Below are 25,793 nucleotides of genomic sequence, written 5' to 3'. Positions count from 1 at the left end.
GGACCTGCGCGGGGCGACCCGCCGACCGTCCTGACCCGGGTGGGCGGTGGATGCCCGTACGGTTCTCCGTACGAGCCTCTGCCGCTCCGTCGTGTGTACCACCGAATGAGAAGAGTCAGTTGTGAGCATCACCAAGCCGGAGATCGACTTCCCGGGCGGCGAGGCGCCGACCGAGCTGCAGATCCGCGACATCAAGGTCGGCGACGGCGCCGAGGCCAAGGCCGGCGCTGTGGTCGAGGTCCACTACGTCGGTGTCACCTTCGAGACCGGCGAGGAGTTCGACGCCTCGTGGAACCGTAACCAGACCTTCCGCTTCCCGCTGGGTGCGGGCCGGGTCATCAAGGGCTGGGACCAGGGTGTCCAGGGCATGAAGGTCGGCGGCCGCCGCGAGCTGATCATCCCGGCCCACCTGGCCTACGGCAACCAGTCGCCGAGCCCGCTCATCCCGGCGGGTTCGACCCTGATCTTCGTCGTCGACCTGCTCGGCGTCTGATCGGCTGAAACAGGGCCGCACCCCGGTTCGCGGGGTGCGGCCCTGAGCCGTTTCCGGCACCGGCTTTTGCAGGGAGTGCCCGGACCGGTACGGTCGGGTCGCCCAGCATGAATGTCGCAGTATGGATCCAGGAAGGTCAGCGATGGCGATCGCCAAGGCAGAGCGGCTGATGAACCTAGCCCTGTGCCTGATGAACACCAGACGGCCGCTCTCCAAGAAGGAGCTGCGGGAGTCCATCGAGGCCTACCGCGAAGCCTGGCAGCAGGGCAGCGAGGAAGCCTTCAACCGGATGTTCGAGCGGGACAAGGACGATCTGCGCGAGCTCGGCCTGGTCATCGACGTGGACGAGAACGCCCTGGACGGCGAGATCGGCTACCTGGCCCGCCGCGACCGCAACCGGCTGCCCGAGATCGCCCTGGACGCCGAGGAGGCCGCCGCCCTCTCGGTCGCCGCCCGGGTCTGGCAGCAGGCCAAGATGTCCGGTGCCGCCAGCGGCGCCCTGCAGAAGCTCCGCGCGGCCGGGGTGCCCTTCAGCGAGGACACCGAGCCCAGCGCCCTGCAGCCGCGCATCCCGGCCAGGGAGGCCGCCTTCGAACCGCTGCTGGTCGCCGCCCGCGACCGGCGGCCGGTCAGCTTCGAGTACCGCAAGGCCGGTGCGGCCGCCGCCGACCAGCGCTCGGTCGAGCCCTGGGCGCTGGAGTGCTGGCGCGGCCACTGGTACCTGGCCGGCTGGGACCGGGACCGCGAGGCGGCCCGGGTGTTCCGGCTCAGCCGGATCACCGGCAAGGTCCGCTCCCGGGCGGGCTCCTTCACCGGCGCCGTCCCCGAGCACGTGGACGTCCGCGCTGTGGTCGCCTCCTTCGCCGGCGAGGGCGCCACCGCCACCGCCACCGTACGGCTGCGCAAGGGCGCGGGCTTCCCGCTGCGCACCAAGGCGCTCGACACCCGGCAGGTGGACGACGGTTGGGATGAGCTGGAGATCCCGTACGGCAACGGCCTCGGTGCCGACCTGGCCGAGTTCGGGCCGGACCTGGTGGTGCTCGGGCCTGAGGAGCTCCGGGCGGACGTCATCGACCGGCTGCTGGCGGTGGCCGGTCTCAGGAGCCTCGACGAGGCGGGAGCACACGCATGAGCAACGCGATCGACCAGACCCGGCGGATGCTCTCGCTGGTCACCTACCTGCGTGAGCGCCCGGGGGCCGAGGTGGCCGAGGTCGCCCGGGCCTTCGGGATCACCGAGCGGGAGCTGATCAACGACCTGAACGTGCTGCCGATGTGCGGCACCAGCTTCCGTGGCGGCGACCTGCTCGACATCGACACCGACGGCGAGCGGATCTGGTGGCACAACGTCGACGACGTGGCCCAGCCGCTGCGGCTGGCCGCCGACGAGGCGACCGCCCTGCTGGTCGCCGCCCGTGCGGTGGCCGGGCTGCCCGGACTGCGCGAGCGGGACCGGCAGGCGCTCACCCGGGCCGTCGCCAAGATCGAGGACGCGGCGGGGGAGAGCGCCGAGTCCAGCGCCAGGGTCGGCGTCACCTTCGAGGCCGAGGGCCAGGTCTTCGCCGACATCGACCGGGCGCTCAGCGAGGGCCGGCTGATCTGGCTGCGCTACTGGTCGCACGGGCGCGGCGGGATGACCGAGCGCGAGGTCGACCCGATCCGGCTGGTCACCGAGGGCCACACCTACCTGGAAGGCTGGTGCCGCACCTCCGAGGACCGGCGGGTCTTCCGCCTCGACCGGATCGCCGAGATCAAGATCCTGGACGAGCCCGCCGACCCGCCCCGGCTGGAGCCCCGCGACCTGTCCGCCGGGCTGGTCAACCCCGCCGCCGACGACCCCGAGGTGGTGGTCGAGGTGGGTCCGGGCGGCCGCTGGGTCGCCGAGTACTACACCCACGACTCGGCCGAGGAACTGCCCGACGGCGGGCTGCGGATCACCCTGCGCAGCGCCGACCCGGCCGGGCTGCGGCCGCTCGCACTGCGGCTCGGCCGCGAGGGCCGGATCGTCTCACCGCCGGAGCTGGCCGAACAGGCGCGGGGCGCCGCGCTGGCGGCGCTGGAGCTCTACCGGGAGGGGCGGGCCTGAGCGGTGGCGGACGCAGGGGCGGGAGGCGGAGCAGTGGGGGACACCGGGACCAGGTTCAAGGTCTACTGCTCGTACTGCCGGGAGAAGGTGGAGCTTCCGGCGGCGGAGTTCCGGCTGGCGCTCGGCGCCAGCAAGGAGCGCACCTTCTACAGCTTCACCTGTCCCGAGTGCGGGGTGGCGGTGCGCAAGCCCGCCGGGGAGAAGATCGTGGCCGCGCTGGTGGGGGCGGGGGTGAGCACCATGCGGTTGCTCACGGTCGAGCGCTGAGGCTTCGGCCGGGTGGCCGACCGGGCCACCCGGCGGCGCGGACGGGACAGTCGCCATCAGGTCCGGCCAGCGGCACCGGGACCGCGTGCCGGGTCCGCTGACAGCCGCCGCCCCGGGCATGAACAGCCCGGCTCCGTGGTCCGGCAGGGCGGCCGCCCGGTTGCCCGCGTCCCTCCAGGGGCGCCGCGCGGCCTGGGTGCACCGAGCGGGTAGAGTCGACCGGCGTGTCATGGACCATCGTTGCCGCCGTATTCCTGGCCACCGCCGGCCTGCTCGTGCTCGGGGTGCTCGCCTGCCGGCTCTGGCTGGACGTACGGGCGCTCGCCCGGGAGGTGGACGCCGCCTCGCGGGCGCTGGCCTCGGCGGCGGGCGAGCTGAGCGGGCAGCCCCTCGGGGTGCGGGACGAGGCCGCACAGCCTGTCGAGGAGCGGGTCTAGGGCTGCCTTGGGCCAGGTGCCGGGTGGTCCGGACACCGGGCGGAGCCGGAGAGGCAGTGGGTTTGTCCGGGCGACAGCAGCAGCGGCTACCATCGCCGGAAGCGGGGGAGTACTGCCCCTGCGGGAGAGGTGGTCGCACATGAGGATCTCGCCGGTCGCGATTCTGGTGGTCGTGGTGTTCGCTTTCGCGCTCTTCGGTGGCAAGCGGCTGCCCGATCTCGCGCGATCGCTGGGCAAGTCGATGCGGATCCTGAAGAGCGAGACGAAGGCGATGTACCAGGAGGGCGGGGAGGCGCCGACCGCGCAGTCCGCCGTGGAAGCGCCCCGCACGGTCAAGGCCGCCCCGGGCGACTCCGGGAGCTCCCGGCCGGTCACCGGGCAGGGGCCCGTCCGCCAGGACTGAGCAGGCGGCACACTTACTAACCGGAGCCCGTCGTCCGGCGGGCTTCGTCGCACGAGTTGAGGACCGGGGTTGAGCAAGTCTTCGAAACCGCCCAAGGACCCCGAGGGCCGGATGGCCCTCGCCGACCATCTCCGTGAACTGCGGAACCGGGTGGTCAAGTCGGCCCTGGCCATCGTGCTGTTCACGATCATCGCGGCGATCTACCACAAGCAGCTCGAATCGTTCCTGATGGAACCGCTGCCGAGGTGCAACACCCCGGAGGAGGCGGCGCACTTCCACGGCAGGTGCGCCCAGGTCTCCACCATCGGTCTGACCACGCCCATCGGCCTGGTCATCAAGGTCGCGCTCACCGCCGGTGTGGTAGCCGCGGTCCCGGTCTGGCTGTACCAGCTGTGGGCCTTCGTGGCGCCCGGTCTGCACCGGCACGAGCGCCGGTACGCGATCGGCTTCATGGCCTGCGGCGCCCCGCTCTTCCTCTCCGGTGTCGTGGTCGCCTACCTGCTGCTGCCGACCACCGTGCAGGTGCTGATCTCGTTCACCCCCAGCGGCGCCACCCCGATCCTGCCGCCGGAGAACTACTTCGACATCGCCCTGCGGATGGTGCTGGTCTTCGGCCTCGCCTTCGAGTTCCCGCTGCTGCTGGTGATGCTCAACTTCGGTGGCGTGCTCAGCGGCAAGCGGCTGCTCGGCTGGTGGCGCGGCATGGTGATGGGCATCACCGTGTTCGCCGCCTTCGCCACCCCCAGTGCCGACCCGGTCAGCATGCTGGTGCTGGCCGCGCCGATCTGGGCCCTGTACTTCCTCGCGGCGGGCATCGCGCTGCTCAACGACCGCCGCCGGGCCCGCCGCAACCCCGACGCCGGCCTGGACGACGACGAGGCCTCGCAGGTGGACCTCTCGGTCGACCGGGTGGAGTCCGCCGAGTCGGTCACCGCTTCGGCCGCGCCGGCCGCGCCGACGCCCCTCCCCAGCGCCCGTGAGGGTCAGATGGACGACGTCACCTGATCCCCGTCCGGCCCGCGCAAGGCCCCGGACCGCCCTTCCCGGCGGGCCGGGGCCTTCTGCTTTCCCGCTCGCGTCCGGCGACCGGCCCCATCGCGGCCGGTCGCTTCCGCAAACCCTTGGCAAGCCATACGCCATGTGACATATTACTGAGGTGCTCACCAGACACCCCCACGACGTCGTGGTGGTCGGCGCCGGAGTGGTCGGCGCCGCCTGCGCGTACTACGCCACACTGGCCGGACTCTCCGTCGCCGTGGTCGACCGCGGCCCGGTCGCGGGCGGCACCACCGGCGCGGGCGAGGGCAACCTGCTGGTCTCCGACAAGGAGCCGGGCCCCGAACTCGACCTCGCCCTGCTCTCCACCCGGCTCTGGCGCGAGCTCGCCGCATCCACGGAGAGCCTCGGGGGGACCTCGGACGGGCGGAGCCCGTGGGCGAGGAGCCTGGGGGAGCGGATGGAGTACGAGCCCAAGGGCGGTCTGGTGGTCGCCTCGGACGCATCCGGGATGGACGCCCTGCGCGCCTTCGCCGCCGGACAGCGAAGAGCCGGGGTGGAGGCGGTCGAGATCGCGGGCGAGCGCCTGGGCGAGCTGGAACCGCGGCTGGCCCCCGGCCTGGCCGGGGGCTTCCACTACCCGCAGGACGCCCAGGTCCAGCCGGCCCTGGCGGCCGCCCACCTGCTGAGGGCGGCCCGGCTGGCCGGGGCCGAGGTGCGCCTGGGGGAGACGGTGACCGGGGTCAGGGCCGGCCGGGACGGCTCGGTCCGCGGCGTCACCACCGACCGCGGACGGATCGACGCCCCGGCGGTGGTGAACGCCGCCGGAACCTGGGGCGGCGAGATCGCCGCACTGGCCGGGGTGTCCCTGCCCGTCCTGCCCAGGCGCGGCTTCGTCCTGGTCACCGAGCCGCTGCCGAGGATCGTGCGGCACAAGGTGTACGCCGCCGACTACGTCGCGGACGTCGCCAGCGGATCGGCCGCGTTGCAGACCTCCGCCGTGGTCGAGGGGACGCCCGCCGGGCCGGTGCTGATCGGTGCCAGCCGGGAGCGGGTGGGCTTCGACGCGACGCTCTCGGCCGAGGTGCTGCGCAGGCTGGCAGGCCAGGCCGCCAGGCTGTTCCCGGTGCTCGGGGAGGTCATGGTGCAGCGGGCCTACCGGGGCTTCCGCCCGTACCTGCCCGACCACCTGCCCGCGATCGGGGCGGACTCCCGGGCGCCCGGCCTCTATCACGCCTGCGGACACGAGGGCGCGGGCATCGGCCTGGCGCCCGCCACCGGACTGCTGATCAGCCACCAACTGATCGGTGAGAAAACAGAGTTGGACATCGCACCGTTCCGGGCCGACCGCTTCGCCGGGATGCCGGAAGGCGGGGCACCGGGAGGAGGAGAGTCGGATGGCTGATCCGGAGACCCCGTCGACGGCCTCGGGCGGCATGCGCCGGACCCCCGCCGAGCTGGTCGGGGCGCGGCCGCAGGCCGGGTACGGCATCGAGTTCGACGGCCGGGAGCTGCCCGCGCTGCCCGGCCAGAGCATCGCGGCCGTGCTCTGGGCCCAGAACATCCTGGCCTGGCGCACCACCAGGAGCGGGGGCCGCCCGCGCGGCGCGTTCTGCGGGATCGGGGTCTGCTTCGACTGCCTGGCCACCGTCAACGGCCGCCCCAACCAGCGCACCTGCCTGCTGCCCGCGCGGCCGGGCGACGTCGTCACCACCCAGGAGGGCCACGGCCGTGCCGATCTCGCAGTCTGAGCCGCCGGACCGGGGGCGGAGAGCCTCCGACACGGAGCCGCCCGCCGCCGGAACCGTCCCGGGCGCCGGCGGCGGACGGGACGCGGCCGAGGAGCGCCCTGCCGTGGCCGTGGTTACCGAGGCGGCGGGCCGTGCCGGGGGCGCGGCCGTGGAAGCCTACGACCTGGCCGTGATCGGCGCCGGGCCGGCCGGGCTGGCCGCCGCCGTGACCGCGGCCGAGCTGGGGCTGCGCTGCGCGCTGGTGGACGCGGGCCCGCGCCCCGGCGGCCAGTACTACCGGCACCCGGCACCCGGCCTCGGGGCCGCGCACCCCGAGCGGCTGCACCACGGCTGGCCCGCCTTCGCCCGGCTGTCCGGCCGCCTCAGGACGTGCACCGACACCGGGCGCCTCGACTACCTGACGGGTCACCACGTCTGGGCGCTCGAACGCGGCGACACCTGGCGCCTGCACGCCACCCTCGGTCCCGAGGGCGCCGGGGCCACCGGGCGGTCCGTGCTCCCGGCGCGCGCGGTGCTGCTCGCCACCGGCGCTTACGAGCGCCAACTCCCCTTCCCCGGCTGGACCTTGCCGGGCGTGGTGACGGCCGGCGGCGCGCAGGCGATGCTGAAGTCGGGCCTGGTGCTGCCGGGGCGCCGGATCGTGGTGGCGGGCAGCGGCCCGCTGCTGCTCGCCGCCGCCTCCTCGCTGGTGAACGCGGGTGCCGCCGTTCCCGCGGTGGTCGAGGCCACCGACTACCTGTACTACGCCCGGGGGCTGTCCACCCTCGCCGCCAACCCGGCCAAGCTGGTCGAGGGTGCCGGGCACGGTGCGGCCCTGCTCCGGCACGGCGTACGGCTGCGCCGCGGCAGCGCGGTCGTCGAGGCGCACGGCACGGACCGGGTGACGGCCGTGACGGTGGCCCGGCTGGACCGCGACTGGCGGCCGGTCCCCGGCACCGGCCGGCGGATCGTCTGCGACGCGCTGGCGGTCGGCCACGGACTGGTGCCGCAGATCGACCTCGCCACCGAACTCGGTGCCCGGACCCGTACGACCCCTGACGGCGCGGTCGCGCTGGCCGTGGACGACGGGCTGCGCACCAGCCTGCCGGGGCTCTGGGCGGCCGGCGAGACCTGTGGTGTCGGCGGGGCCGATCTGGCCGTCGCCGAGGGGGTGTCGGCGGCCCGGGTGATCGCGGGCCGGCCGGTGCCGTCCGCGCTGCGGGCGTTCCGGGAGCGGCGGCGGGCCTTCGCTGAGCTGATGGCCGCGGCGCACCGGCCCGGTCCGGGCTGGCCGCGGTGGCTGAGCCCGGAGACCGAGGTGTGCCGCTGCGAGGAGGTTCCGGTGGCGCGGATCCGGGAGGCGGTGGAGGAGCTCGGCGCGACGGACACCCGTACCGTCAAGCTGCTCACCAGGGCCGGGATGGGCTGGTGCCAGGGCCGGATGTGCGGGCCCGCCGTCGCCTGTCTGGCGGGGGGCGGTCCGCCCCGGGCCGACCGCCGGCCGCTGGCCTGTCCGGTGCCGCTCGCGCAACTGGCCGAGCTCGAACCGTCCTGATCGCCCCTGGGCCCAAGGTGCGGCACCGCCGGCGTGCCGCGGGGCCGCCCGCGCCCGCGGCCGGCCGTGCAGGACCTCGCACCTTTGGGGGTGCTGTCCGGTCATATGAAATGTCACATCTCATCATTAGGGAGCTGCTGTCCCGTGTCCATCGCAACGCACCACCCCGACCGTCCCTGGCGCGGCATCATGGTGGCCACCGCCCTGCCGCTGCGCGAAGACCTCTCCGTGGACTACGACGCGTACGCCGAGCACGTCCGCTGGCTGATCGACTCCGGCTGCGACGGCGTCGTGCCCAACGGTTCGCTCGGCGAGTACCAGACCCTGACCGACGAGGAGCGCGCCCGGGTGGTCGCCACCGCCGTCGAGGCGGCGGGCGACGGCTCGCGGGTGATGCCCGGGGTCGCCGCGTACGGCAGCGCCGAGTCCTGCCGCTGGGTGGAGCAGGCCGCCAAGGCGGGGGCCGGTTCGGTCCTGCTGCTGCCGCCGAACGCCTTCCGGGCCGACGCGGACGCGGTGAGCGCCCACTATGCCGAGGTGGCGCGGGTCGGGCTGCCGGTCGTCGCGTACAACAACCCGTACGACACCAAGGTGGACCTGGTGCCCGGGCTGCTCGCCCGGCTGCACGGCGAGGGCTCGATCGTGGCGGTCAAGGAGTTCAGCGGCGATGTCCGGCGGGCCTACGAGATCGCCGAACTGGCGCCCGGCCTGGACCTGCTGATCGGGGCCGACGACGTGCTGCTGGAGCTGGCGCTGGCCGGGGCCGTCGGCTGGGTCGCGGGCTACCCGAACGCGCTGCCGCGGGCGAGCGCCCGGCTGTTCAGGGCCGCCGTCGCGGGTGACCTGGCGGAGGCCCTGCCGCTCTACCGGGCGTTGCACCCGCTGCTGCGCTGGGACTCCAGGACGGAGTTCGTCCAGGCGATCAAGCTGTCCATGGGGATCGTGGGCCGCCACGACGGGCCGACCCGTCCCCCGCGCCTGCCGCTCGCGCCGGAGACCGAGGCGGTGGTGCGGGCCGCGACCGAGCGGGCCGTCGCCGAAGGCATGAACTGACATATCGTCAACTTGCTTACAGGGAGGGATGTATGCGCAGCCGCCAGGTGTTCCATGCCGTCGACTCGCACACCGAGGGCATGCCGACCCGGGTGATCACCGGTGGATTCGGCACCATCCCCGGTGCCACCATGGCCGAGCGCCGGCTCCACTTCCAGCAGCACCTGGACCACGTCCGGACCCTGCTGATGTACGAGCCGCGCGGCCACGCCGCGATGAGCGGGGCGGTGCTGCAGCCGCCGACACGTCCCGACGCCGACTTCGGGGTCCTCTTCATCGAGGTCTCCGGGCTGCTGCCGATGTGCGGGCACGGCACCATCGGGGTCGCCACCGTACTGGTGGAGACGGGCATGGTTCCGGTGGTGGAGCCGGTCACCACGGTCCGCCTCGACACCCCGGCGGGGCTGGTGGTGGCCGAGGTCCAGGTGCAAGACGGTGCGGCGACGGCGGTCACCATCCGCAACGTGCCCTCGTTCTCGGTGGCGCTGGGCCGCAAGCTGGACCTGCCCGGCTACGGAACGGTGACCTACGACCTCGCCTACGGCGGCAACTTCTACGCGATCCTGCCGCTGGCCGAGCTCGGGCTGCCGTTCGAGCGGGAGCGCGGGCAGCAGATCCTGGACGCCGGGCTCGCGGTGATGGCGGCGATCAACGGGAGCGAGGACCGGCCGGTGCACCCCGAGGATCCGGGGATCCACGGGTGCCACCACGTCCAGCTGCTCGCACCCGGCTCGACCGCCGAGCGGTCACGGCACGCGATGGCCATCCACCCCGGCTGGTTCGACCGGTCGCCCTGCGGGACGGGGACCTCCGCGCGGATGGCGCAGCTGCACGCGCGCGGGGAACTGCCGCTGGAGCGGGACTTCGTGAACGAGTCCTTCATCGGGACCAGCTTCACCGGCCGGCTGGTCGAGCGGACCGAGGTGGCGGGCCGGCCGGCCGTGGTGCCCACGGTCACCGGGCGGGCCTGGATCACCGGGACCGCACAGTACTTCCTCGATCCGAGCGATCCCTTCCCCGCGGGGTTCCTGCTCTGAAGTACCGGCGGGAGCGCGCGAGCCGCCCCGCGGCGGCGCGCGCTCCCGTGCCGCCGAAGTCAGTCGCTACCGAAAGGCCTTCTCGTGACGGTGAGTTCGTACAACCCCGCCGACCCGGCGGACCTGGTGGTCTCCGTCGACACCCCGGGCGCCGCCGGGACGGTTGCCGCGGTGGAACGGGCGCGGGCCGCGCAGCCCGCGTGGTCGGCCGCCGGTGCCGCCGCACGGTCGGCCGCCCTCACCCACGCCGCCGAGGCGGTCGAGGCCCATGCCGCCGAGCTGGCCGCCCTGATGGTGCGGGAGGTGGGCAAGCCGCTGGCCGAGGCACGGGCGGAGGTGGCCAGGACCGCCGCGATCTGGCGGTACTACGCACAGGCGCCCTACGCACCCTCGGGCGCGCTGCACGAACCGGCGGCGGGGGAGGGGATGCTGCTCACCCGGCGCCGTCCGTACGGGGTCGCCGGGCTGATCACCCCGTGGAACTTCCCGCTGGCGATCCCCACCTGGAAGGCCGCGCCGGCGCTGGCCGTCGGGAACACCGCGGTGCTCAAGCCCGCGCCCGAGGGCACGGCCTGCGCGCTGCGGCTGGCCGAGCTGGCGGGTCTGCCCGAGGGAGTACTGACGGTGGTGCCCGGCGGGGCGGAGGAGGGGGCCGCCCTGGTCGGGTCGGCCGACGTGGTCTCCTTCACCGGCTCGACCGCCGTCGGGCAGGCCGTGATCGCGGCCACCACCGCGCGCGGGGTGCCCGTGCAGGCGGAGCTGGGCGGGCTGAACGCGGCCATCGTGCTGCCCGACGCCGACCTCGGCCAGGCCGCGGCCCACCTCGCCGCCGCGATCGCCGGGTACGCCGGTCAGAAGTGCACCGCCACCAGCCGGGTGATCGCGGTCGGTGAGGCGTACGAGCCGTTGGTCGGGGCACTGGCCAAGGCGCTGGCCGGCGCCGCGGCCGGTGAGCCGGGTGATCCGGCGACGGTCTGCGGGCCGGTGATCAGCGCGGCCGCGCTGGACCGGCTGACCGGTGCCGTCGACTCCGCGCGGGCGGCCGGGGCCGAGCTGCTGACGGGCGGCGGCCGGGTGGAGCGGCCCGGGTGGTTCGTCGAGCCGACCCTGCTGGCCCGCGTTCCCGCCGGACACCCGCTGCTGGAGGAGGAGTTCTTCGGGCCGGTGGCCGTCGTGCTGCCCGCCGCCGACCTGGACGAGGCGATCGCCCTCGCCAACGCCACCCCGCACACCCTGGCCACCTCGGTGCACACCCGGGACCTGGACGCCGCCCTCCTCGCCGCCGACCGGCTGGACGCGGGAATGATCCGGGTCAACGCGCCGTCCAGCGGGGTGGACTTCCATCTGCCGTTCGGCGGGGCGAAGTCGGCGGGTTACGGGGCGCGGGAGCAGGGGCAGGCGGCGCTCGACTTCTTCACCGCGAGCCGGACGGTGACGCTGCTGCCGGCGGGAGGCGCGCGGTGAGCGGCACACATACGGGGGCGCGGGGAGCACGCGAACCCGAGCGCGACCCGGCCGGGCCGTTCCCCACACCGCCCGAGGAGCCCTGGGGAACGGTCGTCGAGGCCGTCGACTACCACACGGCCGGGGAGCCGTTCCGGATCGTCGCCGGCGCCCTGCCGCCCGTTCCCGGGACGTCGGTCGCCGAGCGGCGGGCGGCGGTGATCGGGGAGGGCGGGAGCGCGACCTCGCCGCGCCCGGGCGGGCTGGAGCGGATCAGGCACCTGCTGAGCCGTGAGCCGCGCGGCCACGCCGGGATGTACGGCGGCTTCGTGGTCCCGCCCGACGACGGCGGGGCCCACCTCGGCGTGCTGTTCTGGCACAAGGACGGCTACTCGACGGCCTGCGGCCACGGGACCATCGCGCTGGGCGCCTGGGCCGTGGAGACCGGGCTGGTCGCCGCGCCCGAGGACGGCACCGCCCGGGTGCGGATCGACGTCCCGTCCGGGCGGGTCACCGCGGACGTCCACCGCGGCGGCGGCCGGACCACCGGGGTGACCTTCCGCAACGTCCCGACCCGGATCGCCGCGCGCCGGCTGCCGGTCGACACCTCGCGCGGCCGGGTCGCGGTCGATCTGGCGCACTCGGGCGCCTGCTACGCCTCCGTCCGCGCCGCCGACCTCGGCCTCACCGTCTCCACCGCGCTGCTGCCCGAACTCACCGCGGTCGGACGGGAGATCCGCGCCGCCCTCGCCGATGAGCCCGCCACCCGCCACCCCGTGGACCCCAGGCTCTCCGGCGTCTACGGGGTGATCCTCTACCAGGAGCTGCCCGACACCGCGGCAGGCCCCGGCCAGCGCAACGTCACCGTCTTCGCCGACGGCCAGATCGACCGCTCCCCGTGCGGCTCCGGCACCTCCGCCCGGCTCGCGCTGCTCGCCGCCGACGGCAGGCTGGCGCCCGGTGACGAGCTGCGCCACGAGTCCGTGATCGGCACGGTCTTCACCGGCCGCCTCGCCGGTGAGCACCCCGACGGCGTGCTCACCGAGATCACCGGCACCGCCCACCGCACCGGCGAGCACCGCTTCCTGCTGGCGGCGGACGACGAACTCGGGACGGGATTCCTGCTGTGACCGAGCTGCTCCCGCTCGACTTGACCCCCGCGCAGGCCGTCGCCGCGCTGGAACGCGCCCTGCTGGACGGTCTGGATCCCGAGAGCTGCCCGCCCAGGTCCCAGGTCGCCGTCCCCGCGGGCGAGTTGCTGCTGATGCCGGCCGCGGACGCCCGATACGCGGGCGTGAAGATCGCCGGAGTCGCCCCCGCCAACCCGGGGCGGGGACTGCCCCGGATCACCGGCGGCTACCTGCTGCTGGACGGCCCCACGCTGTGGCCGCTCGCGCTCCTGGACGGTGCCGCCCTCACGGCCCTGCGCACCCCGGCCGTCACCGCGCTGGCCATGCGGCGGCTGGCGGCGCCGGACGCCGGACACCTGGTGCTCTTCGGGGCCGGACCGCAGGCGTACGGGCACCTGGACGCGCTGCGCACCGTCCGCCCGCTGACCCGGCTCACCGTGGTCTCCCGCAGCGCGGACTCGGCCGGGCGGCTGGTCCGGTACGCCCGCGCGCTCGGCCTCGTCGCCGAGGCGGGGACACCGGCGGCGGTCGCCGCCGCCGACCTGGTGGTCTGCTGCACCACCGCGCGCAGCCCGCTCTTCGACGGCCGGCTGGTGCCCGCGCACGCGGCGGTGGCGGCCGTCGGCTCGCACGAGCCCGCCGTACGCGAGGTGGACACCGCCCTGGTCGCCCGCTCGGCGCGGTACGCGGAGGCACGGGCGGTCGCGCTGCGGGAGGCGGGGGACCTGGTGATCCCGCTCGGCGAAGGGGCCATCGCGGCCGGCGGGCAGCTCGCCAATCTGTCAGAGCTGGTGCGCGGCACGGCGGTTGTGCCCGATGACCGGCCGAGGTTCTTCAAGAGCGTCGGGATGGCCTGGGAGGACCTCGCGGTGGCGGCGGCGCAGTACGAGGCGGTGCCGGGTGCGGTGGATCGTTCCAGCGGCAACGCAACGTGACATTGTACGATGGTGCCCCGTAAACCACCGGAGGAACACCATGGCCGACCTCAAGCCCCGCACGCTCATCTCCGTGCAGGAGCGGCTGCGCGACCAGGTCGCCCATGCGCTCCGGGCCGCGCTGATCTCCGGTGAGCTGCGCCCCGGCGTGGTCTACTCCGCCCCCGCGCTCGCCGCCGACTTCGGCGTCTCGGCCACGCCGGTCCGCGAGGCGATGCTGGACCTGGCCCGTGAGGGGCTGGTCGAGGCGGTCCGCAACAAGGGCTTCCGGGTCACCGAGCTGACCGAGCGCGACCTGGACGACTTCACCGAGATCCGCGCCCTGATCGAGGTCCCCACCGTCGGCCGGGTCACCCGCACGGCCACCACCGAGCAGCTGGAGGTGCTGCGGCCCGAGGCCGAGGCGATCGTCGCGGCGGCCAGGGAGCACGACCTGATCGGCTATCTGGAGGCCGACCGCCGCTTCCACCTCGGCCTGCTCGGCCTGGCCGGCAACGCCCGGCTGGTGGAGACCGTCGGCGAGCTGCGCAAGCGCTCCCGTCTCTACGGCCTCACCCGGCTCGACCAGCGCGGCGAACTGGTCTCCTCGGCCGAGGAACACCTGGAGCTCCTCGACCTGATGGTCTCCGGCGACGCCGAGGCCGCCGAGCAGTGCATGGCCCGCCACCTCGGCCACGTCCGCTCGCTGTGGGCGGCCGGCCAGGCGGAGGCGGCCGGGGAGCGCCCGGCGCTGCGGTTCGGGGCTCGCTGAGCTCGATCGGGTGAGCCTCGGGGAAACGCGCCGGGCGACAGGTTGAGTCCTACGATGATGGCACTCGACACAGGCAGCCAGGAGGAATCCATGTCAGCCGCAGCAGTGGAACAGCCGATCGGGCAACCGACCCTGCTTGAGGCCGCTGAAATGATCTCCGCTCAGCTGGTCGGCCATCGAGTCGAGATCATCGGGAGCCAGATCACCGTGACGCCACCAGCCGACGGCTCTCACGCGGATGTCCTGACCGACATCATGATCCCGTTCTTGGCAGCGGGACTCCACGGGGAGCACACCAGGGTGCACCAGGCCGTCGGCCTGTGGCTCCCGGGAGGCCCGTCCGACTATGCGATTCCGGATCTTGCGGTCGTCGATGCGGACTTCCGCGATCATCGCGTTGAGCACAACTGCTACGACCCCGCGATCTTCCGGTTGGTTCTGGAGGTCACGTCCTCGAACCTTAGTGACGATCTCAAGAAGAAGCCCGCCGCGTATGCCGAAGCCGGGGTCCCGGTGTACGTGATCGCTGACCGGAAGAACCGCAGGGTGATGGTGCTCACCGATCCGCGTGACGGCGAGTATCGCGTTCACGCGGTGCACCGTCCCGGTCAGTCGTTCGAACTGCCGGAGTCGGTCGGTGCCAAGGTGACGCTGTCCGTGGACAGCGTCCTCGGCCCCGAGAAGTAGCCTCCGCTCAGCGCAGCCGCCCGTCCTGCATCTCCAGTACCCGGTCCACCCGGCCCAGCAGGTCGCGGTCGTGGGTGACCATCACCGTCGCGGTGCGGTGGGTGCGGGTGATCTCCGCCAGCAGGTCGACGATCTGGGCGCCGCGCTCGTGGTCGAGGGCTGAGGTGGGCTCGTCCACCAGCAGGACCGACGGGCTGCCGAACAGGGCGCGGGCGATGTTGACGCGCTGGCGTTCGCCGCCGGACAGCTGGTGCGGGCGGCGCTGCTGCTTGGCACCGTCCAGGCCGACCGAGGCGAGCAGTTCCTCGGCGCGCTGCCGGGCGGCGCGCACCCGGCCGCCGCGTACCGACTCCAGGACCAGCAACTGCTCCACCGCCGTCAGCGAGGCCAGCAGGTTGGACTGCTGGAAGACGATGCCCAGCCGTTCGCGGCGCAGCGCCGTGCGGGCGCCCGGGCTGAGCGCGCCCGCGTCCTGGCCGTCCACCAGAACCTGCCCGCTGTCCGGACGCAGCAGCGTCGCCGCGACCGCCAGCAGGCTGGACTTGCCCGAGCCCGAGGGCCCGGCGACGGCGGTGAACTCGCCCGGGGCGACCTCAAGGCTCACCCGGTCGAGCGCGGTCAGGCGGTTCTCGCCGTCGGGGTAGGTCAGGGTCACCTCGTGCAGGGCGAGGCCGGTCCGGGTCTGGACAGTGGAGAGGGTCATCTCGGTTCTACTCCAAGGCAGTTGGGGCGGTTGTGGGTCCGGCGGTTCCGGCGCGCGGTGGGTCAGCGGCTGGCGCCGAGGGCGGCCAGCGGGTCGACCGCGGTGATCCGGCGCACCGCGAGCACCGCACCGAGGAGGCCGAGCAGCACCATCACGGTCACCGGTACGGCCACGCTCGCCACGCTCACGTCGAAGGGCACCGACGCGGCCGCGAACACCCCGCCCACGGCTCCGGCGACTCCGCCCAGCAGCGCTCCGCCGACCAGGACGGCCGCCGCCTGCGCCAGTGCGTCACGGACCAGGTAGACACTGCTCGCGCCGACCGCCTTGAGCACGGCGACGTCCGGCTTGCGCTGCACCGTCCAGACCGTGAAGAAGGCCCCCACCACCAGCGCGCTCACCACGAACAGGAAGCCCTGGATCATCTGCAGGCTGCCCTGCTCGGCGTCGAAGCCGTTGATCCCGGAGAGCGCGTCCGAGCGGGACACGGTCTTCGTCCCCTGGGCGGTGTCCAGTGCGCCGAGCCCGGTGCCGGAGGAGGTGTCCAGGGCGAGCGCGGTCGGCTGGGTCTGGCCGCTCAGCTTCTCCCAGGTGGGCACGGTGGTCCAGACCGTCGGCGCGTGGGAGTACGAACGCTGCTCGGTGATCGCGGAGACGGTCAGCCGCTCCGGCCCGACCTGCACCTGCCCGCCGACCGTCAGATGGTAGGCCGCCGCCGTGTCGCTGCCCACGGCCAGCTGGCCGTCCGCGGGGGCGCTGCCGGACTTCAGCGGGGGCAGCAGCGAGGCCTCCGCCCCCAGCACGCTCACCGAGGTGGCGGCCGCGCTGGTCGTCAGCCTGGTCAGCGACAGCCCGAGCGGCTTCACCGAGGACACCCCCGGTGCACCCGCGAAGGCGGCGGCCTGGGCGGGCGAGACGGTGCTGTTGCCGAACGAGACCTCGGGGGCGGCGCCGGCCGGGGCGCCGAACACGATCCGGTCGACGGGCAGGCCGGTGATGGCGGAGGACGCGGCGGAGGCGAGGCCGCCGGTCAGGCCGTAGAGGAAGACGACCAGGGTGGTTATCAGGGTGACGACCGCACCCATCAGGGCGAAGCGGCCCTTGGCGAAGCGGATGTCTCGCAGTGCGACGAACACGGGGACCTTCCCGGCTGGAGGTGAGTACTCCTCCACCTTGTCGGCGCGGCTCGCCCGTTCCATCAGGGAGAGGGACGGGAGTCAACCCCTGCGGGCGATGCACCCCGAAATACATCGAACGGTTGATGCCGTGCCGGAAGGAGCGGCGCACCCCAGCCCGTACCCTCGGAAGGCGTGACCCGAGAAGCACCGCCACCAGCACCCCAGGGGAGCGGCCACGCCGCCGTCACTCCGGCCCTGCGGCTGACGAACCTCGCCCTGCACGGGCTGTTCCTCACCCTGCTGGCCGTCCTGACCGTCCGGGGCGTGCTGACCGGCGGCCTCGGCGCGGGCGGCCTGGCCACCGCCGTACTGCTCACCGCCGTCTACCTGAGCGGTGGCGCCGTCGAACGCATCCGGCGGAGCCGGTGGTGGGCCGCCGCCTGGATGGCCGCCGTCCTGCTGCTCTGGGTGGCGCTGACCCTGCTGCACCCCGAGTTCTGCTACCTGGCGTTCCCGCTCTACTTCATCTGCCTGCACCTGATGCCCGTCCGCTGGGGCCTGGCGGCCGTCGCCGCGCTCACCGGCCTGGTGATCGCCGCCCAGGCGACCACGGACGGTGGGCTGACCACCGCCAAGGTGCTGGGACCGCTGGCGGGCACCGCGGTGGCGCTGCTCACCGCGTACGGGTACGCCGCGCTGTACCGGGAGAGCCGGGAGCGGCAGCGGCTGATCGACGACCTGGTCCGGGCCAGGGACGAGCTCGCCGCCAGCCAGCGGGAGGCCGGGCGGCTCGCCGAGCGGCAGCGGCTGGCCCGCGAGATCCACGACACCCTGGCGCAGGGCCTGTCCAGCATCGTGCTGCTGGCCCGCTCGGCCGAGTCGGCGCTGCCGCAGGACGCGGCCACGGCGGCGGAGCGGATCCGCGAGGTCGGGCAGACCGCCTCCGCCAACCTCGCCGAGGCCCGCCGGTTCGTCCAGGCGCTCACCCCGCCCGCGCTGGACGACGCCACCCTCACCGAGGCGCTGCGCCGCCTGGCCGGCGGGGCCGGGGCGGAGCTGCGCCTGGACGGCGAGCCGTACCCGCTGCCGGTCGAGGCCGAGGTCGCGCTGCTGCGGCTCACCCAGGAGGCGCTGGCGAACGCGGTCCGGCACGCCGGGGCGGGGCGGATCGCGGTGACCCTCAGCTATCTCGACGACGAGGTGACGCTGGACGTCTTCGACGACGGGGTCGGCTTCGACCCGTACGCCCTGCCGGACACCGGGCGGCCCACCTTCGGCCTGCACGGCATGCGGGAGCGGATCGCGGCGCTCGGCGGCAGTCTGACCGTGGAGTCGGCGCCCGGTGAGGGCACCGCCGTCGCGGTCGCGCTGCCGCTGCGGGCGATCGGGACGGCGGAGAGCGTGCTGACGGAGGTGGCGCGGTGATCAGGGTCCTGCTGGTGGACGACCACCCGGTGGTCCGGCGCGGGCTGCGCGCCATGGTGGACGACCTGCCCGAGGTGACCGCCGTCGGTGAGGCGGCCGAGGGCGCCGAGGCGCTGCGGCTGCTGGAGTCGCTGCCGGTCCGTCCCGATGTGGTGCTGATGGACCTGCAGATGGGCGCTGGGATGCACGGCGTCGAGGCGACCCGGCGGATCACCGCGCTGCCCGACCCGCCGGCCGTACTGATCCTCACCACCTACAGCACCGACGCCGACATCCTCGCCGCCGTGGAGGCCGGGGCCACCGGTTACCTGCTCAAGGACGCCCCGCCCGAGGAGGTGGCCGCCGCCGTGCACGCCGCCGCCCGGGGCGAGACCGTGCTCGCCCCACCGGTCGCGGCGCGGCTGCTGGGCCGGGTCAGGGCGGGCCGTCCGACCCTCTCCCCGCGCGAGGCGGAGATCCTTCAGCTGCTTGCCGAGGGCCTGGCCAACCGCCAGATCTCCCGGCGGCTGTTCATCAGCGAGGCCACGGTCAAGACCCACCTGGTGCACATCTACGACAAGTTGGGCGTCGACAGCCGTACCGGTGCGATCGCGGCGGGACTGGCGAGCGGCCTGATCCGTCCGGTGTGAGCCGGTGGGTGTGATCCGGCGGGTGTGATCCGTCCGGTGTGAGCCGGCGGGTGTGATCCGGCCTCTCCCGGAGCAGTCGGCCGCGCCCCGGTGCCGGCTCGCGCCGCTCCTCGACGAGGTCACCGGAGCGGCCCGGGAGCCTGGATGTGACGGCACGTCAGTCCGGTCCGGCATAGAGTGAGGCGGACGGAGGCCGGACGAGGGAGGCATGGCGGTGGCGGATGTGCTGAAGCGGCTTGAGGTTCCGGTGGTGGTGGCGCCGATGGCCGGCGGTGCCACCACACCCGAGCTGGTAGCGGCGGTGAGCGGCGCCGGGGGTACGGGGTTCCTGGCGGCCGGCTATCTGACGGCCCAGGCGATGGCCGAACAGGTCCGTCGGCTGCGTGAGTTGAGCGACCGCCCGTTCGGGATGAACCTGTTCGTACCCGCCGGGCCCGCCGACCCGGCGGCGGTGGCCGCCTACCGGGAGCGGCTGCGCCCGGAGGCCGAGCGGTTCGGCGTCGAGCTGCCCGAGCGGATCGCGCCGGACCGGGACGACTGGGACGCCAAGATCGAGGCGCTGCTCGCCGACCCGGTCCCGGTGGTCTCGTACACCTTCGGGCTGCCGAGCGCCGAGGAGGTGGCGGCGCTGCGGGCGGTGGGCAGTTGGCAGATCGGGACCGTGACCTCGGTCGAAGAGGCCCGCGCGGCAGCCGGGTTGGGCCTGGACGCGCTGGCCGTGCAGGGACCGGAGGCGGGCGGTCACCGGGCCACCCACCGGGCCCAGGACCGACCGGGGGAGGTGCCGCTGCTCGAACTGCTGGCCACGGTGGGCAAGGAGACAGAGCTGCCGCTGATCGCGGCCGGCGGTCTGGGTGACGGCGCGGCGATCGCCGCCGCGCTGGCGGCCGGTGCGTCGGCGGTGCAGCTGGGGACGGCTTTCCTGCGCAGCGACGAGTCGGGTGCGAACGCGCCGTACCGGGCGGCGCTGGTGGACGAGCGTTTCGCCGAGACGGCCGTGACCAGGGTGTTCACCGGGCGTCCGGCACGCGGGCTGCGCAACGCCTTCATCGACCGCTACGAGCCGTACGCGCCCGTCGCCTACCCCGAGCTGCACCACCTCACCCGCCCGCTGCGGGCCGCGGCCACGGCGCGGGGCGACCTGGACTGGATGCACCTGTGGGCCGGTACCGCCCACGCGCTGGCCCGGAGCGGACCGGCGGCGGAGATCACCCGGGAGCTGTGGGCGGAGGCGGTGGCGGCCCGGTAGGGCCCGGGGGCCCGCCTGGGGCCGGCCGGCGGTAGGGCCCGGCTTCCCTGCCGCCGGCCACTCCTACGCGCCGGCCCGCCCCACGCCGACGGTGCGGGCGCGTACCACCAGCGGCCGGGAGAGGACGGTGACGGCGACGGAGAGCGCGGCGACGGCCGCGATCGTGGTGCCGGGGGCGAGGTACTGGGCGGCGCCGCCGGCGATCGCGGCGCCGAGGCCCTGCCAGGTCATCCGGCCGGCCGACTCGACACCCTGGACCTGGCCGCGCACCGGTTCCGGGGTCAGTTCGAGAAGCCGCTCCTGCAGGGGCAGGGTGGCCGCGAACCCGGCACTGGCGGCGAACACCGAGGCCGTCAGGACCAGGACGGGCGGGTGGAGCGCGAACACCAGGTACGGGGCGGCGAGCAGCAGTCGCAGGGCGAACGCACAGCGGCGCCGCCGGTCGGCGTCGAGCAGCCGGCCGACGGTCAGGTCGCCGAGCAGCATGCCCGCCGATCCGGCGGCCAGGAGCGTGCCGGCGTGGCCCGGGTCGTAGGAGATCAGCAGGGCCTCGCAGCCCACTACCAGGCCGTTGGGCACCCACAGGTTCAGCAGCAGCGCCCGCTGCCCGGAGTGGGCGAGGAGCGCGGCGTTCGCCGACCAGGTCTGCCGCAGTCCGGGACGGTGGGTGAGGCGGATCGAGTGCTCCCGGACCGTGGTCGCCACCGCGGCCAGCGCGAGTCCGGTCAGGACCGCGGCGACGGCGAAGAGCCCCTGGGGGCTGAGATACCGCAGCAGCGAGGCGCCGGCGGCATAGCCCAGGATCGCCATGCCACCCGAGGTGATGTTCATCAGCGACCGGGCCGGCGCATAGGCGGAGCCCGGTACCACCTCGGCGAGCAGCCCCATGCGCGCACCGGTCCCCAGGGACTGGAAGAACCCCATGACCAGCAGCAGAGCGAACCGGGCCGCCAGCGGCAGCCCCGGGACAGCCTGCGCCGCGACACCCGCCAGCGAGACGGACTGGAGCGTGACGATGGTCCGGCGCGGACGGCTGCCGTCCGCGACCGACATCAGTGTCAGCGCGCCGAGCACCGAGGCGAACGTGGCGCCGTACATGCTCACGGCGGTCAGGAACGGGGAGTGGGTCCGCTGGTCGACCAGGGTGCCGAGTGCGAAGCCCGACAGGGCGTTCGCGGCGGCCGTCAGCGTGAAGCCGGCGTACAGGCCGGCGAACTCGCCGTTGCGGAGCAGGTCGAGGTAGCCGCCGGCGGCGCGCGCGGTGTGGGCGGAGGAGTCAGAAGGCATGAAAAAAGCCTCCGGAGCCGCACACTGGGCGCGCCGAAGGCTGACACGCCCACTCTAGCAGGGCGTCTTGGCCTGCCGCCAGTGCGATATGACGGTGCGTCAGGACATCAGAGTGCCCATCCACTCCTCGATGTCGGGGATGGTGCGCGGCAGTGCCCCCGACATCAGACGGGCGCCGTCGGCGGTGATGACGAGGTCGTCCTCGATCCGGACGCCGATGCCGCGCAGTTCGACGGGCAGGGTCTCGTCGTCGGGCTGGAGGTAGAGACCGGGTTCGACGGTGAGGACCATGCCTTCCTCGAGTACTCCGTCGAGGTAGGTCCCGGCCCGGGCCTTCGCGCAGTCGTGGAGGTCCAGGCCGAGCATGTGGCCGCTGCTGCAGAGGGTGTAGCGGCGGTAGAGGCCGGAGTCCTCGCGCAGCGCCTCCTCGGCGGACACCCGGAGCACACCCCATTCGGCCAGTCCTTCGGCGATCACCCGCATGGCGGCCCGGTGGAAGTCGCGGAAGCAGGCGCCGGGCTTCAGGGTGGCGATGGCGGCCTCCTGGGCGGCCAGCACCAGTTGGTAGACGTCCCGCTGGACGGGGGAGAAGGTGCCGCCGAGCGGGAGGGTGCGGGTGATGTCGGCGGTGTAGAGGGTGTCGGTCTCCACGCCCGCGTCCAGCAGCAGGAGTCGGCCGCCTTCGAGCGGGCCGTCGTTGCGGGTCCAGTGCAGGACGCAGGCGTGCGCGCCGGAGGCGACGATGGTCTCGAAGCCGGTGCCGTTGCCCTCGGCGCGGGCGCGCAGGTTGAACGTCCCCTCCAGCCAGCGCTCACCGCGCCCGTGGCGCAGTGCGGTCGGCAGGGCACGGACGACGTCCTCGAAGCCGGCGGTGGTGTGGTCGACGGAGAGCTGGAGCTGCCGTACCTCCCAGGGGTCCTTGACCAGCCGCAGTTCGGAGAGTGCGGCGGCGAGTGCGGCGTCCTCGGGCCCGCCGGGCCGGCCGAGGGCGGCGTCCAGCTGCGGATCGACCCCGGCGAGCAGCCGGGTCGGCTGCCCGGTCCTGGCCAGCAGCCCGGCGAGGCCGTCCAGATGGACGGTGCGGATACCGCTGAGCTGCTCGGTCTCGGCCAGCTCCGGGCGGCGGCCGACCCAGAACTCGCCGTAGCGGCGGTCACGGTAGAACTCGGCGTGGCGCGGATCCGCCCCGCCACGGGGGGAGCGCGGGCGCGCGTAGAGCACGGCCTCGCCGTCGGGTTCGAGCACCAGGACGTGCCCGGCCTGGTCCTCGCCGGTCAGTCCGGTGAGGTGGGCATAGGCGCTGTGCGGGCGGAACCGGTAGTCGCAGTCGTTGCTGCGGACCTTCAACTGCCCGGCGGGGACGAGCAGTCGCTCGCCCGGGAAGGCGGCGGCGAGCCGGGCCCGGCGGGCCGGGGTGACGTGGTGGGCCGCCACGCGCTGGTCCGCCGGGATCGGGGTGGGGGCCCAACCGGTCCCCATGAAGGCGTCCAGGGCGGGGCTGACGGGGAGGTCATGGCTGCCGGTGTGGAGGCCGGGGTCGGTGGTCACCGCTGATTCCCTTCTCGGTTACGGCTTTCTTCCGTGCGGCGCGCGGGAGTTGGCGTCCGGTCGGAGCGGCTCGATGGCAGGCCGGACTCCCACTGCCTATGCAATTTCACATTGCTATGTTACGGGTCACATTCCATGGCTGCTAGACCCCACGGGCCCGACTGCCGCTGCGAACGACCGGGTTGGGGTCGGCGATCCGGAACAGGGTCTCGCTCCAAGGGCCCTGACGCGACGGCATGGTGATGGCGACCCCGCGTCCTGGACTCGGAGGCCCGCCCGGCCGGTTGGAGGATCCCCGCACACCGGAGGCCTCCCGGAGGAGGGCCCGTCGGTCCGCCTCGGTGCCGGAGGCCGGACACGCCAGGGGATCGTACGGGAGGCGGGGCCGTCCGGGCGGGCGTCGGCCGGCAGGACGGCCCCACAGGGCCCGTCGCTCACCAGGGCGTCCGCGGTGTGGGCAGCGGACGGCGCCTGGTGAGCACCTCTGCCACCGGACGGGGTTGGCGACCCGAGGTCGACAGCGGTGGGTGCCCCACCCGGTGAGTGTGCGATCGGCCGTCCCCCGAGGCGGCCGATGCGATGACTCTAGGACGGTTGCCCAGGTCGGCGGTACCGCACCGATGCACGGTCGAAGGGTTGGCGACTGTCACCGGTGCACGGTCGCCGTGCGACCCGCGGGCCCCGGAGTCCGGGTCAGGCCGGGCTCGGCCCCCCGGTGGGCGCGGGTTCGCCGAGTTCCAGTTCGCCCAGGACGGCGAAGGCGAGCGCGGTCTCGTACAGACCGCCGCCCCCCGAGAGCAGTTGGCGCTGGAGCAGCCGCTCGGCGCTGCGCAGGTGCTCGCGTATGGTCTGCGGGTGCAGGTCCAGCCGCCGGGCGGCCCGCTCGACGCTCGCGTCGGCGGCCAGCCAGGTCAGCAGGGTGTCCCGCAGGTCGCGGGTGTCCTCGGCGAGGCGGCGGAGCAGGGCTTCCGCCCAGGTCCGGGCGCCCGCGCCGGAGAGGACGTCGGTCAGCCGCACGGGCGGCCCCGGAACCGGGTGGCGCGGGGTGTCGCGGGGCCGGTCCGGAACGGCCGTCGAGCAGGCGTGCAGGGCCAGGTGCAGTACCGCCCGTCCGCGCAGCCCGGCGAGGTCCAGGCCGAGGAGGTGAGCCGCCCGGTCGAGGCGGGCGCGGACGGTGTTGCGGCTGACGCCGAGGATCTTCGCGGCGCTGGTGGCCGGGAACTCCAGACCGAGGTGCAGGGTGCCGAGCATCTGGTCCTGGCTCGGGTAGGGCAGCGTGTGCAGCGGACGCAGCAGTCCGCCCGCCCAGCCGGCCGCCGTCAGGGGGTCGAGGACCTGGACGAGCCGGCTCTCCGCCGCGTACAGGGCCGAACGGCTCGGTCGCAGCCGGGCCACCGCCAGGGCGCGGGCGGCGTCGCCGTACGAGCCGGCGGTCTGCGCCAGCGGGAGTACGGTGCTGCCGCCCAGGTAGCGCTGGGGGTGCCGGGCGACGAAGCCGCGCAGCGTGGTACCCACCGGATCCCACCCGTCCCCGTGATCCGGGCCGGCGGCCGGGCGGCTCCTCAGCGGGGCGACGATGATCAGATGCTGGTCGTAGGCCGGGCAGCGGACCACCAGTGCCCGGCCCTCGGTGGCCCGCGCGCACTCCAGCGCCAGCCGGCCGCGCTCGGCGGAGGGACCCTCCAGGACGTACACCCGGGCGCTCTCCGCGTCCAGCAGTCCTCGGGACAGCCCCTCGGCCGTCCGCTGGGCCAGCGTCACCTCGCCGCCCATCAGCAGCTGGAACACCGCGACCCGCAGTGCCGCCGCCACCTCGCCCAGGCGCTCGCGGTCCGCCGCTGCCGACCTGAGCCGCAGGACCGGCGCCAGCAGTTCGGCGGTGTGCGCGATCAGTGCGCGGCTGCGGGTGTCGAAGGGGGTGGTCCGGCCGACCGTCAGGACCGGGTACGGGCGGCTGCGTCCGACCGCCCGTACCCGGATCCGCAGCTCGCCGTCGTCGATCGAGGCCGAGTCGAGGCGTCCCTCCGCCACCTCCGCGCCGACCTCCCGGGCACCGGCCAGCGCCTGGAACGCCTCGGCCGAGGAGGCGAGCCGGCCGAAGCCGGGGTGTCCGCCGGTCAGGACGGCCACGCCGCCGACCGCGCGGGCAAGCCAGGTGACCAGCTGTTCCGCCCGGTCCTCCGCACCCTGTTCCCCTGCCAGGGCGAGGAGTTGCTCCAACTCGGCGAGCCGCTGCCGGGTCTCGCGCAGCCGCTCGTCGCCGATCACCTGCGTGATCCGCACCCAGGAAGCCCCGGGGGAGACCGTCAGCAGGGCCACACCGTGCCGTGCCGCGGCTTCGGCCAGGGCGGCCGGCACCTCACCGGGCCGATCGGCGAGGAAGACCAGCGCCGCCACCCCGGCCGCGGCGAACCGGCCGACGGCCACCTCCGCCGGCCTCGGCTGCCCGGCCCAGCCGCCCGTGCCCGGCTCGATCCGCACCAGTCTGTCCGCGAGGTCCGGAGCGGTGAGGTCAGTGGGATCCACGGGGTGCGCGGGGCTCGCGAGGTGCGCGGGCGGCACCGGGCTTGAGGGTTCCGTCGGGCCTGAGGACCCCGCCGGGTTTGAGGGCTCTGTCGGACCGCTCCCGGACGGGCTGTGGCCGCCGTCCGGCGTGAACGCCACGCCGACCACCGCCCGCCCCGCTCCGCGCCCGGCGGCACCCGCCGCGAACGCCAGCCCCAGCTCCGCCATCCCGGCCAAAGAACCGACCGTGGGCACCTGTTCCCTCCCCGCTCACCGCACCCGTCCGCCCGCTGCCACCGGGCGACCCGGTCGCACGGTGACCTGAAC

General features: G+C 74.3%; 25 protein-coding genes. 20 read left to right on the top strand and 5 right to left on the bottom strand.

Translation table 11 applies throughout. The features are described from left to right. The first annotated feature begins 121 nt into the window (after nucleotides 1–121). The 17 genes from ACSMTC_RS07605 to ACSMTC_RS07525 all read left to right on the top strand — a co-directional run bounded on the left by ACSMTC_RS07605 (nucleotide 122) and on the right by ACSMTC_RS07525 (nucleotide 15,002). The gene (locus tag ACSMTC_RS07605; RefSeq protein WP_436558873.1) at nucleotides 122–493 is read left to right on the top strand and encodes an FKBP-type peptidyl-prolyl cis-trans isomerase; all 372 of its coding nucleotides are present in this window, start codon (nucleotides 122–124) and stop codon (nucleotides 491–493) included. A gap of 142 nt (nucleotides 494–635) precedes the next feature. Beyond that, entirely contained in the window at nucleotides 636–1,625 is a 990-nt protein-coding gene (locus tag ACSMTC_RS07600) for a helix-turn-helix transcriptional regulator (RefSeq protein ID WP_436558872.1), read from the top strand. Then, entirely contained in the window at nucleotides 1,622–2,578 is a 957-nt protein-coding gene (locus ACSMTC_RS07595) for a helix-turn-helix transcriptional regulator (RefSeq protein ID WP_436558871.1), read from the top strand. The genes ACSMTC_RS07600 and ACSMTC_RS07595 overlap by 4 nt, the downstream gene beginning before the upstream one ends. A gap of 33 nt (nucleotides 2,579–2,611) precedes the next feature. Beyond that, nucleotides 2,612–2,845, top strand: a complete 234-nt coding sequence (locus ACSMTC_RS07590; RefSeq protein ID WP_436558870.1) for a hypothetical protein — start codon at nucleotides 2,612–2,614, stop codon at nucleotides 2,843–2,845. 224 nt (nucleotides 2,846–3,069) lie between these two features. Beyond that, nucleotides 3,070–3,282 (top strand): hypothetical protein, encoded by a 213-nt coding sequence (locus ACSMTC_RS07585; RefSeq protein ID WP_436558869.1) that lies wholly within the window; start codon nucleotides 3,070–3,072, stop codon nucleotides 3,280–3,282. 139 nt (nucleotides 3,283–3,421) lie between these two features. Continuing rightward, on the top strand, nucleotides 3,422–3,685 hold the full coding sequence (gene tatA / locus ACSMTC_RS07580; RefSeq protein WP_436558868.1) for a Sec-independent protein translocase subunit TatA: 264 nt from the start codon (nucleotides 3,422–3,424) through the stop codon (nucleotides 3,683–3,685). A 69-nt stretch (nucleotides 3,686–3,754) separates the two neighbouring features. Beyond that, entirely contained in the window at nucleotides 3,755–4,690 is a 936-nt protein-coding gene (gene tatC, locus ACSMTC_RS07575) for a twin-arginine translocase subunit TatC (RefSeq protein ID WP_436558867.1), read from the top strand. Between the two features lie 151 nt (nucleotides 4,691–4,841). Next, nucleotides 4,842–6,086, top strand: a complete 1,245-nt coding sequence (locus ACSMTC_RS07570) for an NAD(P)/FAD-dependent oxidoreductase (RefSeq protein WP_436558866.1) — start codon at nucleotides 4,842–4,844, stop codon at nucleotides 6,084–6,086. 31 nt (nucleotides 6,087–6,117) lie between these two features. Beyond that, nucleotides 6,118–6,432, top strand: a complete 315-nt coding sequence (locus ACSMTC_RS07565) for a (2Fe-2S)-binding protein (RefSeq protein WP_436564618.1) — start codon at nucleotides 6,118–6,120, stop codon at nucleotides 6,430–6,432. Between the two features lie 103 nt (nucleotides 6,433–6,535). Next, nucleotides 6,536–7,966: an FAD/NAD(P)-dependent oxidoreductase gene (locus tag ACSMTC_RS07560; protein WP_436558865.1), complete on the top strand. Its 1,431-nt coding sequence runs from the start codon at nucleotides 6,536–6,538 to the stop codon at nucleotides 7,964–7,966. 189 nt (nucleotides 7,967–8,155) lie between these two features. Further along, a complete protein-coding gene (locus tag ACSMTC_RS07555) occupies nucleotides 8,156–9,019 on the top strand; it encodes a dihydrodipicolinate synthase family protein (protein WP_436564617.1) in 864 nt (287 codons plus the stop codon). 32 nt (nucleotides 9,020–9,051) lie between these two features. Further along, nucleotides 9,052–10,056: a proline racemase family protein gene (locus tag ACSMTC_RS07550; RefSeq protein WP_436558864.1), complete on the top strand. Its 1,005-nt coding sequence runs from the start codon at nucleotides 9,052–9,054 to the stop codon at nucleotides 10,054–10,056. Between the two features lie 90 nt (nucleotides 10,057–10,146). Beyond that, a complete protein-coding gene (locus tag ACSMTC_RS07545) occupies nucleotides 10,147–11,520 on the top strand; it encodes an aldehyde dehydrogenase family protein (protein WP_436558863.1) in 1,374 nt (457 codons plus the stop codon). 137 nt (nucleotides 11,521–11,657) lie between these two features. After that, nucleotides 11,658–12,629, top strand: coding sequence for a proline racemase family protein (locus ACSMTC_RS07540; protein ID WP_436564616.1), 972 nt, complete (start codon nucleotides 11,658–11,660; stop codon nucleotides 12,627–12,629). Continuing rightward, nucleotides 12,626–13,564 carry an ornithine cyclodeaminase family protein gene (locus ACSMTC_RS07535; RefSeq protein WP_436558862.1) on the top strand — a complete coding sequence of 313 codons (939 nt, stop codon included), beginning with the start codon at nucleotides 12,626–12,628 and terminating at the stop codon, nucleotides 13,562–13,564. Before ACSMTC_RS07540 ends, ACSMTC_RS07535 begins: the two co-directional genes overlap by 4 nt. A 40-nt stretch (nucleotides 13,565–13,604) precedes the next feature. After that, nucleotides 13,605–14,315, top strand: coding sequence for a GntR family transcriptional regulator (locus tag ACSMTC_RS07530; RefSeq protein ID WP_436558861.1), 711 nt, complete (start codon nucleotides 13,605–13,607; stop codon nucleotides 14,313–14,315). Nucleotides 14,316–14,405: 90 nt separating this feature from the next. Further along, a complete protein-coding gene (locus tag ACSMTC_RS07525) occupies nucleotides 14,406–15,002 on the top strand; it encodes a Uma2 family endonuclease (RefSeq protein ID WP_436558860.1) in 597 nt (198 codons plus the stop codon). 7 nt (nucleotides 15,003–15,009) lie between these two features. On the opposite strand, the gene ACSMTC_RS07520 is transcribed toward ACSMTC_RS07525, so the two are convergent. Further along, complete coding sequence (locus ACSMTC_RS07520) at nucleotides 15,010–15,705, bottom strand: ABC transporter ATP-binding protein (protein ID WP_436558859.1); 696 nt, start codon at nucleotides 15,703–15,705, stop codon at nucleotides 15,010–15,012. Nucleotides 15,706–15,767: 62 nt separating this feature from the next. Further along, the gene (locus ACSMTC_RS07515) at nucleotides 15,768–16,841 is read right to left on the bottom strand and encodes an FtsX-like permease family protein (protein ID WP_436564615.1); all 1,074 of its coding nucleotides are present in this window, start codon (nucleotides 16,839–16,841) and stop codon (nucleotides 15,768–15,770) included. A 174-nt stretch (nucleotides 16,842–17,015) separates the two neighbouring features. Here ACSMTC_RS07515 and ACSMTC_RS07510 point away from each other — a divergent pair, with 174 nt between their 5' ends. The 3 genes from ACSMTC_RS07510 to ACSMTC_RS07500 all read left to right on the top strand — a co-directional run bounded on the left by ACSMTC_RS07510 (nucleotide 17,016) and on the right by ACSMTC_RS07500 (nucleotide 20,126). Continuing rightward, nucleotides 17,016–18,248 carry a sensor histidine kinase gene (locus ACSMTC_RS07510; RefSeq protein WP_436558858.1) on the top strand — a complete coding sequence of 411 codons (1,233 nt, stop codon included), beginning with the start codon at nucleotides 17,016–17,018 and terminating at the stop codon, nucleotides 18,246–18,248. Beyond that, nucleotides 18,245–18,877 (top strand): response regulator, encoded by a 633-nt coding sequence (locus ACSMTC_RS07505; RefSeq protein WP_436558857.1) that lies wholly within the window; start codon nucleotides 18,245–18,247, stop codon nucleotides 18,875–18,877. Before ACSMTC_RS07510 ends, ACSMTC_RS07505 begins: the two co-directional genes overlap by 4 nt. A 208-nt stretch (nucleotides 18,878–19,085) precedes the next feature. Beyond that, on the top strand, nucleotides 19,086–20,126 hold the full coding sequence (locus ACSMTC_RS07500; RefSeq protein ID WP_436558856.1) for a nitronate monooxygenase: 1,041 nt from the start codon (nucleotides 19,086–19,088) through the stop codon (nucleotides 20,124–20,126). Between the two features lie 63 nt (nucleotides 20,127–20,189). On the opposite strand, the gene ACSMTC_RS07495 is transcribed toward ACSMTC_RS07500, so the two are convergent. From ACSMTC_RS07495 to ACSMTC_RS07485, 3 genes are all read right to left on the bottom strand, one after another. Then, nucleotides 20,190–21,413, bottom strand: a complete 1,224-nt coding sequence (locus ACSMTC_RS07495) for an MFS transporter (RefSeq protein ID WP_436558855.1) — start codon at nucleotides 21,411–21,413, stop codon at nucleotides 20,190–20,192. Nucleotides 21,414–21,512: 99 nt separating this feature from the next. Then, entirely contained in the window at nucleotides 21,513–22,961 is a 1,449-nt protein-coding gene (locus ACSMTC_RS07490; protein WP_436558854.1) for an aminopeptidase P family protein, read from the bottom strand. A gap of 693 nt (nucleotides 22,962–23,654) precedes the next feature. Continuing rightward, nucleotides 23,655–25,487 carry a helix-turn-helix domain-containing protein gene (locus ACSMTC_RS07485; protein WP_436558853.1) on the bottom strand — a complete coding sequence of 611 codons (1,833 nt, stop codon included), beginning with the start codon at nucleotides 25,485–25,487 and terminating at the stop codon, nucleotides 23,655–23,657. Between the last annotated feature and the right edge of the window lie 306 nt (nucleotides 25,488–25,793).

Origin of the sequence: Kitasatospora sp. HPM-01-4 (assembly GCF_051374625.1) — a bacterium.
Taxonomy (GTDB): Bacteria; Actinomycetota; Actinomycetes; order Streptomycetales; family Streptomycetaceae; genus Kitasatospora.
Note: the sequence above shows the minus strand (reverse complement) of the source record. Positions and strands in the feature narration are given on the sequence as shown.